The organism is Ornithinimicrobium humiphilum, assembly GCF_006716885.1.
GTDB classification, from domain to species: Bacteria; Actinomycetota; Actinomycetes; order Actinomycetales; family Dermatophilaceae; genus Ornithinicoccus; species Ornithinicoccus humiphilus.
Genome location: NZ_VFPU01000001.1, coordinates 2138656 through 2154773 on the forward strand (window position 1 = coordinate 2138656; position 16118 = coordinate 2154773).

At 74.3% G+C, this 16118-nt stretch carries 16 protein-coding genes and 1 tRNA gene; 4 read left to right on the forward strand and 13 right to left on the reverse strand.

The features are described 5' to 3' along the window. Window positions 1–28 precede the first annotated feature (28 nt). The 3 genes from FB476_RS10050 to dnaG form a co-directional block, all read right to left on the reverse strand. A tRNA-Asn gene (locus FB476_RS10050) sits at window positions 29–101 on the reverse strand. A 62-nt stretch (window positions 102–163) separates the two neighbouring features. Beyond that, window positions 164–739: a hypothetical protein gene (locus FB476_RS10055; protein ID WP_141818634.1), complete on the reverse strand. Its 576-nt coding sequence runs from the start codon at window positions 737–739 to the stop codon at window positions 164–166. After that, window positions 740–2674: a DNA primase gene (dnaG, locus tag FB476_RS10060; RefSeq protein WP_141818635.1), complete on the reverse strand. Its 1935-nt coding sequence runs from the start codon at window positions 2672–2674 to the stop codon at window positions 740–742. A gap of 155 nt (window positions 2675–2829) precedes the next feature. On the opposite strand from dnaG, the gene FB476_RS10065 reads away from it, so the two are divergent. Together FB476_RS10065 and ligD are read left to right on the forward strand one after the other, a co-directional pair. Then, window positions 2830–4332 carry a DHA2 family efflux MFS transporter permease subunit gene (locus tag FB476_RS10065; protein WP_141818636.1) on the forward strand — a complete coding sequence of 501 codons (1503 nt, stop codon included), beginning with the start codon at window positions 2830–2832 and terminating at the stop codon, window positions 4330–4332. A gap of 8 nt (window positions 4333–4340) precedes the next feature. Further along, entirely contained in the window at window positions 4341–5300 is a 960-nt protein-coding gene (gene ligD / locus FB476_RS10070; RefSeq protein ID WP_141818637.1) for a non-homologous end-joining DNA ligase, read from the forward strand. A 6-nt stretch (window positions 5301–5306) separates the two neighbouring features. On the opposite strand, the gene FB476_RS10075 is transcribed toward ligD, so the two are convergent. The 7 genes from FB476_RS10075 to FB476_RS10105 form a co-directional block, all read right to left on the reverse strand. Beyond that, window positions 5307–6656: an AMIN-like domain-containing (lipo)protein gene (locus FB476_RS10075; RefSeq protein ID WP_141818638.1), complete on the reverse strand. Its 1350-nt coding sequence runs from the start codon at window positions 6654–6656 to the stop codon at window positions 5307–5309. After that, on the reverse strand, window positions 6653–7159 hold the full coding sequence (locus tag FB476_RS10080) for a SigE family RNA polymerase sigma factor (RefSeq protein ID WP_141818639.1): 507 nt from the start codon (window positions 7157–7159) through the stop codon (window positions 6653–6655). Before FB476_RS10080 ends, FB476_RS10075 begins: the two co-directional genes overlap by 4 nt. A 69-nt stretch (window positions 7160–7228) precedes the next feature. Then, window positions 7229–8425, reverse strand: a complete 1197-nt coding sequence (locus FB476_RS10085; protein ID WP_141818640.1) for a hypothetical protein — start codon at window positions 8423–8425, stop codon at window positions 7229–7231. Continuing rightward, entirely contained in the window at window positions 8422–9450 is a 1029-nt protein-coding gene (locus tag FB476_RS10090) for an NAD(P)H-dependent flavin oxidoreductase (RefSeq protein ID WP_202876953.1), read from the reverse strand. The genes FB476_RS10085 and FB476_RS10090 overlap by 4 nt, the downstream gene beginning before the upstream one ends. Then, the gene (locus FB476_RS10095) at window positions 9447–10739 is read right to left on the reverse strand and encodes a deoxyguanosinetriphosphate triphosphohydrolase (RefSeq protein ID WP_238329655.1); all 1293 of its coding nucleotides are present in this window, start codon (window positions 10737–10739) and stop codon (window positions 9447–9449) included. The genes FB476_RS10090 and FB476_RS10095 overlap by 4 nt, the downstream gene beginning before the upstream one ends. Before the next feature lie 47 nt (window positions 10740–10786). After that, window positions 10787–11299, reverse strand: coding sequence for a hypothetical protein (locus tag FB476_RS10100; RefSeq protein WP_202876955.1), 513 nt, complete (start codon window positions 11297–11299; stop codon window positions 10787–10789). Next, complete coding sequence (locus FB476_RS10105) at window positions 11299–11565, reverse strand: DUF2277 domain-containing protein (RefSeq protein ID WP_141818641.1); 267 nt, start codon at window positions 11563–11565, stop codon at window positions 11299–11301. The genes FB476_RS10100 and FB476_RS10105 overlap by 1 nt, the downstream gene beginning before the upstream one ends. A 61-nt stretch (window positions 11566–11626) precedes the next feature. On the opposite strand from FB476_RS10105, the gene FB476_RS10110 reads away from it, so the two are divergent. After that, window positions 11627–12508 (forward strand): sulfurtransferase, encoded by an 882-nt coding sequence (locus FB476_RS10110; RefSeq protein WP_141818642.1) that lies wholly within the window; start codon window positions 11627–11629, stop codon window positions 12506–12508. A gap of 32 nt (window positions 12509–12540) precedes the next feature. On the opposite strand, the gene trhA is transcribed toward FB476_RS10110, so the two are convergent. The 3 genes from trhA to FB476_RS10125 are packed head-to-tail and all read right to left on the reverse strand — an operon-like array spanning window position 12541 to window position 15399. Continuing rightward, window positions 12541–13239 (reverse strand): PAQR family membrane homeostasis protein TrhA, encoded by a 699-nt coding sequence (gene trhA / locus FB476_RS10115; protein WP_170233591.1) that lies wholly within the window; start codon window positions 13237–13239, stop codon window positions 12541–12543. A 1-nt stretch (window position 13240) separates the two neighbouring features. After that, window positions 13241–14464 carry a tRNA dihydrouridine synthase DusB gene (gene dusB, locus FB476_RS10120; protein WP_141818643.1) on the reverse strand — a complete coding sequence of 408 codons (1224 nt, stop codon included), beginning with the start codon at window positions 14462–14464 and terminating at the stop codon, window positions 13241–13243. Beyond that, a complete protein-coding gene (locus FB476_RS10125) occupies window positions 14461–15399 on the reverse strand; it encodes a LysR family transcriptional regulator ArgP (RefSeq protein WP_141818644.1) in 939 nt (312 codons plus the stop codon). Before FB476_RS10125 ends, dusB begins: the two co-directional genes overlap by 4 nt. A gap of 82 nt (window positions 15400–15481) precedes the next feature. Between FB476_RS10125 and FB476_RS10130 the strand changes: the two genes are divergently transcribed. After that, a complete protein-coding gene (locus FB476_RS10130; protein WP_141818645.1) occupies window positions 15482–16093 on the forward strand; it encodes a LysE/ArgO family amino acid transporter in 612 nt (203 codons plus the stop codon). The last annotated feature ends 25 nt before the right edge of the window (window positions 16094–16118 follow it).

Below are 16118 nucleotides of genomic sequence, written 5' to 3' on the forward strand. Positions count from 1 at the left end.
ACGTGCGTGCCGGGCCCTTCGAGAAACGCTCCCCCGGTTGGACTCGAACCAACAACCTGCCGGTTAACAGCCGGCTGCTCTGCCAATTGAGCTACAGGGGAATGCTTGGCGAGGACAGACTGTAGCAGTCCGTCCGCCGGTAAAAAAATCGCCCCCCGGGCCCTCAGTCGAGAGGGTCGACGGGGTCCATCCCGGCCTGCTCGCGCAGCTCGCGACGAGCCGCGAGGACCTGCTCCGCGAGCTCCTCGTCGTCGGCCCGCGACCCCCGTCCGAGCAGCACCTGCTCCTGCAGCTCGCGGGTGCGCAGGTCGGTGCGGAGGCTCACGCGGGCGGTGCGGCGGGGGCCCAGGTCGACCTCGCGCGTGAGGACCACGCTGGCGGTCGTCCGGTCGCGGAAGACCTCGGGGACCTTCCCCGGGCCGGTCTGCCGCTGCAGCACCCACTGACGGCCGTCGAGGCCGTCGACGAAGAGCACCGAGAGCGCCCAGCTGTCAGGGTTCCAGGAGCCGGTGTCGACCTCGTGCCAGGCGCGCTCCAGGACCGTCCCGCCGTCGACCGTGCGCTCCAGCAGGCGCCAGGTGGTGAGCACCAGCCAGTGGCCGTTGCCGTCCTCCCGCGCGGTCGCCAGGACCTGCTCCCCGCGGCCCAGCTCGGGCAGCGCGACGCGCGGCACGTCACCCGGGCGCCCCTCGGGCGGGGGCACCTCGGGTCCGATGACCCGCTTCTTCCACAAGCGCATTCAGCTCATCCTGTCTCGAAGGGCGGCCCGCTCGCGCTGCAGCGCCATGAGTTCCTCGTCCAGCTGCCGGGTCTGCGGTGCGCCCGGGGGGTGGCGCTGCAGCTCGCCCAGCGTCGTGGCGATCCGTTGCTCGAGGCTGGCCAGCCGCACCCGGAGCACCAGGGAGTCGACATAGGCCTCGGACGGCATACCCGACGCGGGGTCGAGCTTGGTCGGCAACGGCGCCACCGCGAGCTCGAGCACCAGCGGGTGCACCACGGGCGGCGTCTGGGCCAGGACGACCTGGTTCCAGGCCGTCGCGCTCATGCTGGCCGCCGCACGGACTCCCCCGGCCTGCTGCAGCGCGTGCCAGATCGCGCGGTGCATCGGCGCCCGCAGCTGCTCCGGGGGCAGCTCGTCCATGTCCTCGGCGACGATCGCGAGGGGATACTGCAGCGCCACCTGGAGCAGGTTGCGCTCGGCCATCTGCACCGGGTCGGTGAGGTCGGGTCGCGGGATCGACACACCCTGCGGAGGTATGCCGTTGCCGTCGGGCCGCCGCTCCCCCGCCGCCTCCTCGCGTCGCTGGCCAGGCTCCGGGCGGGCCGGCGCCGAGGCCGCCCGGGCGACCTCGGCACCCAGGGCCGCCGGGTCGACGCCCATCCAGCCGGCGACGTCACGGACATACTCGGGACGCAGCGTGCGGTCCTTGACCTTCGCCAGGATCGTCGCGACCGCGCGCATCGCCTGGACCCGCTCGGAGGCCAGGGACAGGTCGTAGGGGCGCAGCGTCGTGCGCACGGCGAACTCGAACATCGGTCGGGCGCTCTCGACGAGGCCCTGGACCGCCTCGGGGCCGCCGCTGAGCCACAGGTCGTTGGGGTCCTTGCCGTCCTCGGCCACGGCGACGAAGGACTGCGCCACCCAGCGCTGGTCCTGCTCGAAGGCCTTCATCGCGGCCTTCTGCCCCGCGGCGTCGCCGTCGAAGGTGAAGATGACGCGAGCCGGTGCCTGACCGGCCTCGTCGCGCAGGATGCGGCGCAGGATCGTGATGTGGTCGGCGGCGAAGGCCGTGCCACAGGTCGCGACGGCGGTCGTCACGCCGGACAGGTGGGCGGCCATGACGTCGGTGTAGCCCTCGACCACGACGGCCCGGCGCTCGGCCGCGATCGACTTCTTGGCCAGGTCGAGGCCGTAGAGCACCGAGGTCTTGCGGTAGATCGGAGTCTCGGCGGTGTTGAGGTACTTGGCCGCGATGCGGTCGTCGTCGTAGAGCCGTCGCGCACCGAAGCCGACCGTGTCGCCCGCGATCGAGCGGATCGGCCACATGACCCGACCACGGAAGCGGTCGTAGAGGCCCCGGCCCTTGCCCGCCAGCCCGCCGGTGACGAGCTCCTCCTCGGTGAACCCCTTGGACCGCAGGTGCGCGACGAGCGCCTCGCCGCCGTTGGGGGCGTAGCCGACCATGAAGCGGGTGCAGTCGTCGGCGCCGAAACCCTTGGCACGCATGAAGTCCCGGGCGGCCCGTCCCTCGGGGCTGCGCAGCAGCGCCTCGTGGTAGAACTCCTCGGCCACCCGATGAGCCTCCATGAGGCGGGTGCGCTGCCCCGTCGGGACCGACGGGCCCTGGTCGCCCCGGCCACCGCCGCTCTCGTCGTAGCGCAGCGCGATCCCGAGCCGGTCGGCGAGCCGCTCGACCGACTCGGAGAAGGTCAGGTGATCGATCTTCTGCACGAAGTCGAGCACGTCGCCACCCTCGCCGCAGCCGAAGCAGTGGAAGTAGCCGACCGCGGGACGCACCGTGAAGGACGGGGTCTTCTCGTCATGGAAGGGGCACAACCCTTTGAGGGTGCCGACGCCACCGCCGCGCAGGTTGACGTGCTCGCGCACGACGTCCTCGATCGAGGCGCGCTCCTTGACGGTCTGGACGTCCTCGGGCTTGATCCGTCGTGCCACGCGCACCTCCTGACCGAAGGAAATCGGGTTGTGGGAAGGAGTCTAGGTCGGTCAGTGTTATGCCATCGCCATCCGCCCACTCCTGTGGGTCGTCGAGGTGCCCCGTCGAGGCGCAACGGCGATGAGTCAGCCCGAGAGCAGAGGTCCAAACCGTCATGCAGGAACGCCTTCCCTCCAGCACCACGACCGTGCTGCGGACGCTGGTGGTCGCCGCCTTCGTCGTCATCCTCAACGAGACGCTGCTCGTCAACGCGCTGCCGCAGCTGATGGAGAGCCTCGACATCGACGAGCGCGCCGCGCAGTGGCTCACGACCGGCTTCATGCTGACCCTCGCGGTGGTCATCCCGACCACCGGCTGGCTGCTCAAGCGGCTCGGGGTGCGCTCGGCCTACCGGCTGGCGATGGTGCTCTTCCTGCTCGGCACGACGGCGGCCGCGCTGGCCCCGACCTTCCCGCTGCTGCTCGCCGGCCGGGTCGTCCAGGCCAGCGGCACGGCGATCATGATGCCGCTGCTCATGACCACGCTCATGGAGCTCGTCCCACCGCACACCCGCGGCCGCGTCATGGGCAACGTCACGCTGACCATCGCGGTCGCCCCGGCGCTCGGCCCGGCCGTGTCCGGCGTGGTCCTGCAGTGGCTGGAGTGGCGCTGGCTGTTCGGCCTGGTGCTGCCCATCGCGCTCGTGGTGACCCTGGTGGGCCTGCGCGCGCTCAAGGCCGCCGAGGTCTCCGACCCCACCGGCCCGCGCCCCCGCCTGGACGCCCTCAGCGTCCTCCTGACCGCAGTCGGCTTCGGCTTCCTCGTCTACGGCCTGGCGGAGGCCGGTGGCGAGAGCGGCGCGGGCGCCAACCCGTTCGTCGCCCCGTGGATCGCGCTGCTCGTGGGCGCGGCCGGCCTGGCGCTGTTCGTCTGGCGCCAGCTGGCGCTCCAGCGCTCCGGCTCGCCGCTGCTCGACCTGCGCGTCCTGCGCCGTGGCCAGTACACCGTCGCGCTCCTGCTCGGCTCGGTCGCCTTCATGAGCATGATGGGCCTGATGATCCTGCTGCCCCTCTACCTGCAGCAGGTCCGCGGGCTCTCGGTGCTGCAGGCCGGTCTGCTGCTCATGCCGGGCGGCCTGATCATGGGTCTGCTCGGCCCGCAGGTCGGCCGGTGGTTCGACAAGGTCGGCGGGCGCCCGCTCGTCGTGCCCGGCGCGCTCGTGCTGCTGGTCTCCCTCTGCGGGATGGCGGCCGCCACGCTCTTCGCGCCGTGGTGGCCCTTCCTGGTCGGCCACGTCACGGCCAGCGTGGGCCTCGCGCTCATGATGACCCCGGCCTTCACCGGTGGACTCGGGGCGCTGCCGCCGTCGCTGTACTCCTTCGGGAGCGCGCTGCTCGGCACCGTCCAGCAGGTCGCGGCCGCGATCGGCACGGCGATGGCGATCGCGGTCCTCTCGTGGCGCCAGGGCAACCTGCTCGGTGACGGCGCGACGGCGGACAGCGCCCTCGACGGTGGCGTCCGCGCGGCGCTGATGGTCGGGATCGGGCTGGGCGTCGTGGTGGTCGTCATCTCGACCTTCGTGCGGTCCGCCCCCGGGCGTGAGGTCGCCGAGCCCGGGGCCGAACCCGCCGGGCCCACCGTGTCCGACGAGCCGGAGCTGTCGACGCACTCTCGCTAGGGTGAGGCATGGCCTCGTCCAGCACGCCGGCGACGGAGGTCGAGGTCGGGGGACGCACGGTCCGGATCAGCAATCCTGACCGGGTCTACTTCCCCGACCTCGGCCTCACGAAGCTCGACCTCGTCCACTACTACCTGTCGGTGGGCGACGGCATCGTCAACGCCCTGCGCGAGCGACCGTGCATGATGCACCGCTTCCCCGACGGCACCGCCGGCGAGCGCGTCCACCAGAAGCGGCTGCCCCGCGGGGCCCCGGACTGGATGGAGACGGTGCACGTCACCTTCCCGCGCTGGAACCGCACCGCCGACGAGCTCTGCGTCACCGAGCTCGCCCACGTCGTCTGGGCAGTGCAGATGTCGACCGTGGAGTTCCACCCCTGGAACAGCCGCCGCGGCCACGTGGAGCAGCCCGACGAGTGGCGCATCGACCTCGACCCGGGTGACGAGTGCGACTTCGCCACCGTGCGCCGCGTCTGCGGCGTCGCCAAAGAGGTGCTCGACGAGCTGGGGGCCGTCGGCTGGCCCAAGACGACCGGCAGCAAGGGCATCCACGTCTACGTGCGGATCCCCCCGGATCACGGCTTCGGGGACGTCCGCCGGGCCGCTCTGGCCTTCGCCCGCGAGGTGGAGCGCCGCACCGACGAGGCGACCACGACGTGGTGGCGCAAGGACCGCGACCCGGCCAAGGTCTTCGTGGACTTCAACCAGAACGCCCGCGATCACACCATCGCCGCCGCCTACTCGGTCCGTGCCACCCCGGACGCCCGCGTCTCCGCCCCGCTCACCTGGGACGAGGTGCCGGACTGCGACCCGGCCGACTTCACGATGCTGACGATGCCGGGCCGCTACGCCGAGGTCGGCGACCTCCACGCCGGCATCGACGACGCGGTCTTCGCCATCGCGCCGCTGCTCGAGTGGGCCGACCGTGACGAGGCCGAGGGCCATGACGCCCCGCCCGAGGAGGTCTGACCCATCTCAGGGGGCGGTCTGCACGTCGACCACCAGCCGGAGCGGGTTCTGGAGCAGGAACACCCGATAGGGGCGCGGCTCCCCCTGCATCCCGACGAAGAGCTGCAGCTGCCCCTCGAACGGCGGGGTGCGCCAGACCTCGACCACGGCGGACAGGGTGTGGGTGTCGAGCCCGAAGATCCCCTCGTCGTAGACCTCCGACCCCGGCTCGGGATAGCCCATGCCGGCGAGGGTCACCTGCAGCACGCTGTCGCCGGCGATGTCGGCCGGCAGGCCGGAGCCGTCCAGCCGTGGGTCGTCGGTGTATGCCGCGCGCCAGCCCGGCTCCCCCGTGCCCGTCAGGTCGACCACCACCCGGTCGAAGCCGTCGTGGACCCCCGCCCGCACCGTGGGGGCCAGGAGCGCTCCGCCCCCGCCGGGCCAGCCGCCCCCGACCGCCACCTCCTCCGGCGCGGTGAATCCCTCCGCCGCCGGCGGCACGGTGGGCGGCGGCTGCACGGGGGGCGCCGTCGACGCGGGCGGCGACGTCGTGCCGCTCGGGGCGGCCGTCCCCTCGTCGTCCGGGGTGCCCGTCCCGTCGTCGGTCGCGGTCGCGGTCGCGGACCCGGTCGCGGTCGCGGACCCGGTCGTCGTGGGTGCGGCGGTCTCCGGCTCGTCGGTGGCGGCGTCGGTCTCGGGCGCGTCCACCGAGAGCAGCAGCCACTCCGCGTCACCGACCACGGTGAGCTGCCCCCCGCCCTGCAGCGCCGCGGTCCAGAAGTTCTCGGCCGCCTGCACGTCCTCGGGGCAGCCCATGTCGTTCGTCCGGACCGCCGGGTCGACGAACCGTCCCCGCTCGTCCAGCACCAGGCCCTGGACAGCCGCATCGCCGCACCCGCCGATGCTCAGGCCCCACCCGCCGCGCTCGCCGACGTCCCCGAAGACGAGCGTGGTCTCCGCATCGCTGCCGGTGAGGTCCGCGGCCGGGGTGGCGGAGCTCCACAGCCCGTCCTGCAGCACCCACGACGTGCCGGACAGCTCTGCCGCGGTCGCCGGGCTCAGCTCAGCCGACGGGTCCACGGTGCCGACCGGGGCGGCAGGCTCCGCACCACGCGGGGCGAAGACGAACGTGTCCAGGTCGTCGGGGACGGCGGCGGGGCCCGTCGGAGTCGGGTCCTGGCCACCGAGCAGCCCGCCCGTGCCCAGGGCCAGGGCGACGGCCGCGACCGAGGTCACCGCGAGCGCACCGATCCCGGCACGGCGCTGCGCCCTCCGGCGCCGACCGGCCGCCCAGGAGCGCTCGACGTCGACGTCCCCGTCGAGATCGGCGACGCGCTCGAGCAGGTCGCGCAGCTCCGTGTCGCGCAGCTCGCTCATCGTGTTCCCTCCCTCTCCCGCTGGCTGGCGCGGCGCGCCTCCAGCTCGGCGCGCATCCTGGCCACCGCCTGGTGCGACAGGCTCTTGACCGTCCCGAGCCGCACACCCATGACCTCGGCGGTCTGCGCCTCGGTCAGGTCCTCGAAGTAGCGCAGGACCAGCGCGGCCCGCTGCCGCGGTGGCAGGGCGCGGAGCGCGTCGTGGACCTCCTGGTCGCGGGCCCGGTCGTCCGCGCCGTCAGGAACGCCGCGGTCGGGCAGCTCGTCCCGGACGACCTCGTGACGCTGCTTGCGCCACGAGGAGACCCGCTGGCGGTAGATCACGCGCCGGACGAAGGCGTCGGGGTTGTCGACCGACTCCCACCGCGAGGCCAGCGCGATGAGCGCCTCCTGCAGCAGGTCCTCCGCCAGGGCGGCGTCCCCGCACAGCAGGTAGGCCACCCGGCGCAGCCGGGCCTGGCGCGCGAGCACGAACTCGGTGTATGCCGGGTCGCTCGTGACCATTCCGCCTCCCTCCGGGTGTGTGCGCCGCGCCGTTCCTCGTCCTTGAGTCGCGCGCGAGTCCCCGATGGTTCAGTCTCCACCCGCGACGGCCCTGCGCGCCTCATCCCGGGCGGACCAGGCGGGATAACCCGGCAGGGCGAGGGACGACGTGCCGGCGCCCCAGGTCCGGAGCGCCCAGGTCCGGGCCTCCCCGCAGGCCGCCGCCACGTCGGGCAGCTCGGTGCGGCACTCGCGCTCCACCCACCCCCAGCGGGCCGCGAGCAGGGCTCGGAAGGCAGGGCCGTGCTGCCCTGCTCCGCCGCCGAACGTGCGGTCCTCCAGCGCCCCGTCCATCAGCCACAGGGTGCTGCTGAGCACCCAGATCGCCGCGGCGGCCCGCACCTGGCGGGGCCAGTCGGGATCGTCGACCAGGTCGGGCAGCCGCCGCGCGGCCCCAGCCGTGAAGGCCCCGAGCATCGCGTCCGTGAGCCCGCTCGGCGGAGTGAAGACGCACCAGCAGGTGCTGAACGGCTCGGCGGCGTAGGCGGCCTCGTAGGCGACGTGACGCACACCCGCGCCCTCGAGGTCGATGAAGCGCACCCCTCCGGGCGTGAGCACGGCATTGTCTGGACAGGTGTCCCCCGGGCCGAGCACGTGACGGCGGGTGTCCTGCTCCAGCCACTCGACGGCGTCGAGGATCTCGGAGCACGCGGCCGCCGTCGTGCGCAGGCCGGCGGCCTCGTGCAGCCGGATCAGCCCGCGACGGGGAAGGTCGCGGCGGGCGTCCCTGTCCTCGATCACCGCCTCGCCGAGCTCGCCGCGCACCTCGACCAGCAGGTCGGGGTCCGGTCGCACCGTCGCCCCGAGCGCCGCGGCCCAGGCGAGGCAGTGCCGCCACGCCGCGCCCGGGTCGGTGCCCAGCAGGGCGTCGGCGAGCGTAGGCAGCTGCTCGCCCAGGTCCTCCATGACCAGCGTCCGAGAGTCGTCGTGCCGTGCCAGCAGCCGCGGGGTGCCGGGCAGGTGGCCCAGGCCGACGAGCTCGCGGGTGTAGCCCATCGCCGCCCGGGACCCCACCTGCTGGGGCAGGAAGCGCTTGACCACGACCGAGGGGCCCCAGTCCGCCGGGCCGCGCCGGACCTCGTGCCGCCGGACCTCCGACCGGGTCGACCCGCCGAGGTCGACGCCCGGGCCCAGCTCGACCCCCACGGGCAGCCCCGGCACCGCCGCGGCGGTGCCGGCCGCCTCGCCGGTCCCCGGATCCGCCTCCGGGTGGTGCTCGTCGGTCATCCGCCCACCAGGTCGCGCACGATCTCGGCCGCGGGTCGCTCCTGGCACGCCCGCCAGCCGGCCCCTGCCCACAGGTGCAGCCCGTGCAGGTCACCGGCCCGCGCGGCCGCGGCGCGCAGCGGGCGACTGACCTGGTCGACGACCGGGAAGGCCCGAGGTGCCAGGTCCGCGAGCTCGTCGACCCAGCGGTTGCGCACGGCGCCCGCGACCCGTCCGGTGAAGGCGCGGGTGAGCACCCGCTCGGTCAGCGACGGGTCGCGGAGCCCGGCACGGTAGGTCGGCGACGCCCCGGACTCCGGCGCGAGCAGCAGGGCGGTGCCGACCTGGACCGCGACGGCCCCGGCCTCGCTCGCCCTGCGCACGTCGCCGGGTGTCGTGATGCCACCAGCCGCCACGAGCGGCAGGCCCACGCCTGCGCCGCGCACGGCCTCGAGCAGCCCCAGGTGGTCGATCGCCTCCGGCTCCGCCGCGGGGTCGTGGGTGCCCCGGTGCCCTCCGGCCTCCTGCCCCTGCAGCACCAGCACGTCGGCGCCCCCGGCCTCGGCCGCGAGCGCCTCTGCCACAGAGGTCACGGTCACGTGGACCTCGCACCCGGCGGCCCGCCAGCGCTCCACCGCCTCCGCGTCCGGCACGCCGAAGGTGCAGGAGACCACGGTCGGGGCGAGCGTCTCGACGAGGAGCACCTTCTCCGCCCAGGCGTCGGTGTCGTGCCAGACCGGGTGCCCCGGCTCGACGCCGAGGGCCGCCGCCCGGGGCAGCAGCGCCTCCCGGTAGGCCGTGACCGCGGGCTCCAGCGCCGCGCGGTCGAGGGGTCGGGGCACGAAGAGGTTGACCCCGAACGGCCGGTCGGTGAGGTCGCGCACGTGCACCAGGTCGGCGGCCAGCTGCTCGGGCGTGCGGTAGCCGGCGGCGAGCATGCCCAGGCCGCCGGCGTCGCTGACCGCCGAGACCAGCATCGGCCCGCTCACCCCGCCCGCCATCGGCGCGCCGACGACCGGCAGACCCAGGCGCGCCAGCACGGTCATACCGACGAACCCCGGGGAGACCGGCGGGAGAGCTCGGCGTGGACGGCGAGCGCCCGTGCGTCGGAGAGACTGGCGACCTGGTCGACGACGGCGCGGAGCGCGGCGGTGTCGTCCGGCGCGGCGTCGTAGGCCTCTCGGTGGACGGGGTCGAGCAGCGAGGGGTCGGCGCGATAGCTCGCCACGAGGGACTCCAGCACCTCCCGCTCGGCGCTCATCACCTCGCGACGCTCCTCGGTGAGCATGACGAAGCGGGCGGCGACGGCCTTGAGCACCGCGGCCTGGGCGCGCACCCGGTCGGGCACGACGAGGTCGGCGGCGTAGCGGCTGAGCACGCCGGGGCCGTAGCGCTCGCGGGTCGCCAGCTCGACGGTGTGGACGAAGTGCCCGATGAGCCGGCTCGTCATGTCCTTGAGCGCGGCGAGGTCGGCGCGCGTGCCGTCGTGGTGCATCGGCACGACGCCGCTGTCGAGCACCTCCACCAGCGCGGTCCGCAGCGCCTCGACCTCGAGGTCGGGGGCGTACCACTCGCGGGCGAGCGCGGCCACGTCGGTCTGGGTGTCGCGCGAGCGCAGCGCCGCGGGGTCGACCCGGCGAGAGGCGATGGCGTCCTCGACGTCGTGCACGCAGTAGGCGACGTCGTCGGACCAGTCCATGACCTGGGCCTCGAGGCAGCGGCGGTCGCTCGGGCCGTCCGGCACCCCGGTGCGGAGCCAGGTGAAGACGTCGAGGTCGTCCTCGTAGACCCCGAACTTCCGCCCGGCGTCCGGGCGGCCCCGGCCGCGTGCCCAGGGATACTTCGTCGCGGCGTCGAGGCTGGCCCGGGTGAGGTTGAGGCCCGCGGGACGGCCGTCGGGGTGCGTGCGCTTGGCCTCCAGCCGGGTGAGCACCCGCAGCGTCTGGGCGTTGCCCTCGAAGCCGCCGATGTCGGCGGCGATCTCGTCGAGCACCGCCTCCCCGTTGTGCCCGAAGGGCGGGTGACCGATGTCGTGGGCCAGGCAGGCCGTGTCGACGACGTCGGCGTCGCAGCCGAGGGCCGCCCCGAACTCGCGCCCGATCTGCGCGACCTCCAGCGAGTGGGTCAGCCGGTTGCGCACGAAGTCGTCGCTGTCGGGCCGGACCACCTGCGTCGTCGCCGCCAGCCGCCGCAGCGCCGCGGAGTGCACCACCCGCGCCCGGTCGCGGGCGAAGTCGTGCCGGTCCGACCGCTTCAGCGCGGGGTCCTCGGCGACCCAGCGCTCCCGGTCGGCGGCGGTGTAGCCGGGCACGTCGGCGCCGGTCGAGGTGGTCACGGGTCGAGTATGTCGTGCTCGTGCCGGAGGGTGAGGGAAGGCCGCGGTCAGGTGTCCCGGCCGGTGCCCAGCGTGGCGCCGGCGTCCATGCCCCGACGCCCGGCCACGGTGCGGGCCAGCCGCGCCGCCGCCCCGCGCACGACGGGGGCGAACGGACGGGTGGGCACGTCGGCATACCCTCCGGCGAGGAGGCCGGCCTGCCGCTCGAAGACGCTGCGCGCAGCCCTGTCCCCGGTGCGGATCCACGACCACGCCATCGACCCGACGTAGAGCGGCAGGAAGGGCAGACCCAGGCAGTAGGCCCACTGCGTGCTGTGCACCAGCTCGTGGCCGATCAGCCCCGGGCGCCGGGCCATGAGCACGTCGAGGTCGTGGCGGCTGATCACGACGTCGCCCACCGTGAACGCCCCGCCCGTCGGGAAGCCCCACCGGTAGTGGTCGGCCAGGAAGCAGCTGTCCGGTCCGCGGCGGATCCGGCAGCCCCCGGCGCGCGCGACGGCCAGCCCCAGCGGGGTCGAGAGGTTGACCCAGTTGAGGACGTGGCGCAGCGGGACGCCCACTAGGCGTACCGGGCCTGGGCGCGGGCTCGGGCCTTGGCGGCCTCCACCTCGCGGTCCTTCGGCGGCGCGGTCGTCACCAGGGAGTCCAGCAGCTCCTGGGTGGCGAGCGCGATCTTCTCCACCGCGGTCGCGTAGGCCTGCTCGTTGACCTTGGCCGGGCGGCTCGCGCCGCCGACCTTGCGGACGTACTGCAGCGCGGCCGCGCGCACCTCCTCCCGGCTCGCGGGGGGCGCGAAGTTGTTGAGCGGACGGATGCTGCGACACATGCTGCTCACTCTGCCACGGCGCCGCCGCGCCCGGCAGGGGCCGGCTGGGTAGGGTCGGGCCATGCCGAGCCCCTCCCGCCCCCTCGTCAGCGCCGCCGACCTCGCGGCCGAGCTCTCGCCCGATCGCCCGGAGGCCTCACGCCCCGTCCTCGTGGACGTGCGGTGGTCGTTGGGGACGCCACCCGAGCGCAACCGGGCGGAGTACCTCGAGGGTCACCTGCCTGGTGCCGCCTTCCTCGACCTCGACTCCGGACTCGCGGACCCCGTGGCGCCGGACCGGCGTGGTGGCCGCCACCCGATGCCCTCGCTCGAGCGGGTGCAGGACGCGCTGCGGGCGGCCGGGGTCCGGCGGGACCGGCCGGTCGTCTTCTACGACGCCCGCATCTCGGCCGGGGCCGCCCGGGCGTGGTGGGTCGCCCGCTACCACGGCCTGACCGACGTGCGCGTCCTGGACGGCGGGCTGCACGCCTGGACCGAGGCCGGGCTGCCGGTCGAGACCGGCGAGGTCGACGTGGCCCCGGGAGACGTCGGGCTGACGCCCGGCGACAGGCAGCTGCTCGACGCGGACGGCCTGGCCGCCTGGCTGGAGCGCGGGGGGCAGGTGCTCGACGCCCGCCCCGCCAACCGCTTCCGCGGCGAGGACGAGACGATCGACCCCGTCGCCGGCCACGTGCCGGGGGCGCGCAACCTCCCGTCCCTCTCGCTCCTGGCCGAGGACGGCACCTTCCTGCCAGCCGACGCCCTCTCCGCCCTGCTGACCGAGGCCGGCGTCGACCCGGCGACACCGACGGCGCTCTACTGCGGGTCGGGCGTCACGGCGGCGCACGCGGCTCTCGCCCTGGAGTCGGCCGGCCTGCTGGCCACCGAGCCCGCGGTCTACGTCGGCAGCTGGAGCGACTGGGTCAGCGACCCCTCGCGCCCGGTGGCGACCGGTCCGGCCTGACCCGCCGGTCCCGCTGGTGCGGTCCGTCCTGCTCAGGCCGGCAGGACGTAGACGTACATCATGACGAAGTGCAGGGCGGCGGCGACCACGACGAGGACGTGCCACAGCTCGTGGAACCCCAGGACGCCCGGCACCGGGTTGGGACGCTCGATCACGAAGACGACGAAGCCGACGGTGTAGACGAGACCGCCGGCGGCCATCAGGGCCAGGGCGCCGAAGGGCAGCGCGACGTCGCCGAGCGCCAGGAGCACGGTGGTCCAGCCCAGCGAGATGTACAGGGTGTTGGTCACCCACTTGGGCAGCTGCCGCCAGACCGAGCGTACGACGATGCCCGCCACCGCCAGGCCCCAGACCACGCCCAGCAGGGTCCAGCCGAAGGTGGTGCGCATGAGGACGAGCACCACCGGGGTGACCGTGCCGGCGATGAGGGCGAAGACCGAGGTGTAGTCCATCGTGCGCAGCACGTCGTTGACCCGCTCGCCGCGGTCGAGGCCGTGGTGCAGCGTGCTCGAAACGAGCAGCAGGACCAGGCTCGCGCCGTAGACGGAGAAGGCGACGATCTTCCACGGGTCGCCCTGGGCCGAGGCCTGGGCGACCAGCAGCGCGACGCCCGCCACCGCCAGGCAGGAGCCGACGAGGTGCGTGATGGTGTTGATGCGCTCGTCGGTGACGTGCACGCTGCCGTCACGGCTGCGCGGCGCGGTGGCCAGGTCCTCATGGGTCTGCCCCATCTCAGCCTCCCGAGACGTCGAGCTCGGCCTGGGCCACGACGGCGCGCTGCTGCGCGTCCAGCTCGCGCGACTCCAGCCACCGGTCGGGCAGCGCCACGACGCGCGGTGAGCCGGCCCGACCGCGCTGGCCCTCGGCCGCGTCGCCGGGCCAGGGCTGGTCGAGGTCGAGCGTCCCGATGAGCCGGTCCAGGTCGGCCAGCGTGTTGACGAGCCCCAGCTGGTGACGCATCTCGCCGCCGACGCGGAAGCCCTTGGTGTACCAGGCGATGTGCTTGCGGATGTCGCGGCAGCCCTTGCCCTCGTCGGAGTGGAACTCCACGAGCAGCTCGGCGTGGCGGCGCAGCACACGGCATACCTCGCCGAGGGTGGGCTCGACCCGGACGCGCGAGCCCGCGAAGGCGGCCGCGAGGTCGGTGAACAGCCACGGCCGTCCGAGGCAGCCGCGGCCCACGACGACGCCGTCGCAGCCGGTCTCCTCCACCATGCGGACCGCGTCCTCGGCCGACCAGATGTCGCCGTTGCCCAGGACGGGGATCGAGGTGACGGCCTGCTTGAGCTCGGCGATGCGGCTCCAGTCGGCCTGGCCGGAGTAGGCCTGCGCGGCCGTGCGCGCGTGCAGCGCGACCGCGGCGGCGCCCTCCTCCTCGGCGATGCGACCGGCGTCGAGGAAGGTCTCGTGCTCGCCGTCGATGCCGACCCGCATCTTGACGGTGACGGGGATGCCCGCGGGGCCGGCCTCGCGCACGGCGGCGCGCACGATCCCCCGGAAGAGGTCGGTCTTCCAGGGCAGGGCCGAGCCGCCGCCCTTGCGGGTGACCTTGGGCACCGGGCAGCCGAAGTTGAGGTCGACGTGGTCGGCGCGGTCCTCCTGCACGAGCATCCGCACGGCGGCACCCACGGTCGCCGGGTCCACGCCGTAGAGCTGGACCGAGCGCGGCTGCTCCTCGGGGTCGTGCTCGATGAGCTTCATGGAGATCGGGGTGCGCTCGACGAGGGCACGCGAGGTCACCATCTCGCTCACGTAGAGACAGCCCGAGCCCGACGCGGCACCCTCCTCGGCCCCGGCGGCGGTCGCCGCGGCGGCCAGCCCCTGGTCGCCGTACTCGCGGCACAGCTTGCGGAAGGCGCGGTTGGTGATGCCCGCCATCGGTGCCAGCACCACCGGCGAGTCGATGGTGTGCGGGCCGATGCGCAGCGGCGGCAGGAGGGTGGGAAGCGTGCTCATGTCGCTCCGATTGTCCCATCCGCGCGGCCCTGGCCCGAACCGTCGCGCACCAGGCTCGCCGCCGCCTGCTCGACGACGCAGCGCGTGAGGACGTCGAGGATGCGGGACGGCAGCCGCCACGCCAGCCAGTAGAGGGGCACGTCGTGGTGCGCCCGCCGAGCCACGGTCACGAGCGCTCCCGCCGCGAGCTCGTCCTCGGCCCAGCCGACCGGCATCATGCCCCACCCCAGCCCGAGCCGGATCCCCTCGGCGAACTCGCGGCTGGAGGGCACGAAGGTGGTCGGCGGGTCGATCTCGCGCCGGGCCCAGCGGCGCGCCACCCGGTGCTGCATGGTGTCCTTGCGGTCGAAGCGGACCACCGGTGCCCGGTCGAGGTCGGCGGCCCGGGCCCCGCGGGGCAGCCAGCGGTCCCGGTAGGCGGGCGTGCAGACCGCGACGTAGCGCAGCGAGCCGAGGGGCGTGAGCCGGCACCCCGCCACGGGCCGCGCGTCGCCCGTCACGGCGGCGAGAGCCGCCCCCGAGCGGACCAGCTCCGAGGCGTGCCCCTCGTCCTCCCGGATCACGTCGAGGGTGACGCCCAGCTCCTCCTGCGCCCTGGCCAGGGCGGACATCGTCCACGTGGCGAGCGAGTCGGCGTTGACCACGACCGGCACCTGCGGGACGGCCGGGCCGTCCTCCCCCGGCACGAGCTCGGCGAGCGCGTCGGTGACGAGCAGGTCCCAGTGCCGGGCGAGCCGGAGCAGCACCTCGCCCGCGACCGTCGGCGCCACCGGCCGGGTCCGGGCGACCACCACCTGCCCGACCGACTGCTCGAGCGCGCGGATCCGCTGCGAGACCGCCGACGGCGTCACGTGCAGCCGGACCGCGGCCCGGTCGAAGGTGCCCTCCGTGACGACGGCGGACAGCGTGGCCAGCGCCACCGGGTCGATCCTCATGAAGACAGGCTAATGGTCCTGCACAAATACTCACCGGAGCTGATGGTGGTCGAGGCTGCCCCCAGCTCTATCGTGGTCGCCCGTGACCCCCCTCGCCCTCCTGCTGACCGGCCTGCTGACCGGCCTCGGACTCATCGTCGCCATCGGCGCCCAGAACGCCTTCCTGCTGCGGCAGGGACTGCGTCGCCAGCAGGTCGGGCCGCTCGTCGCCTTCTGCATCCTGGCGGACGCCGTGCTCATCGGTCTCGCGGTCCTGGGGATCGGCGCGGTCGTCACGACCTGGCCGGCCTTCCTCACGGTCGCGCGTTGGGGTGGCGGGCTGTTCGTCATCGGTTACGGCCTGCACGCCGCGTGGCGGGCGCTGCACCCGGGCGAGGTGCTCGAGGCCGACGGCGGGCGTGGCGGCGACCTGGCGCGGTCGCTGGCGACGATGGTGGCGCTGACGGTCCTCAACCCGCACGTCTACCTCGACGTCGTGCTGCTGGGCACCATCGCCAACAGCCACGGACCCGACGGTCGCTGGTGGTTCTACGCCGGGATCGTCGCCGGCAGCGCGCTGTGGTTCACCGTGCTGGGCGCGGGCTCGCGCCGGCTCGCGCCGTTCTTCGCCCGGCCCCGTTCCTGGCAGGTGCTCGACGCGCTCATCGCGGTGGTCATGGTCTCGATCGGCGCCGGGCTGATCGCCGGCGGCTGAGTCCCGGCACCGCGGCATACCCCTC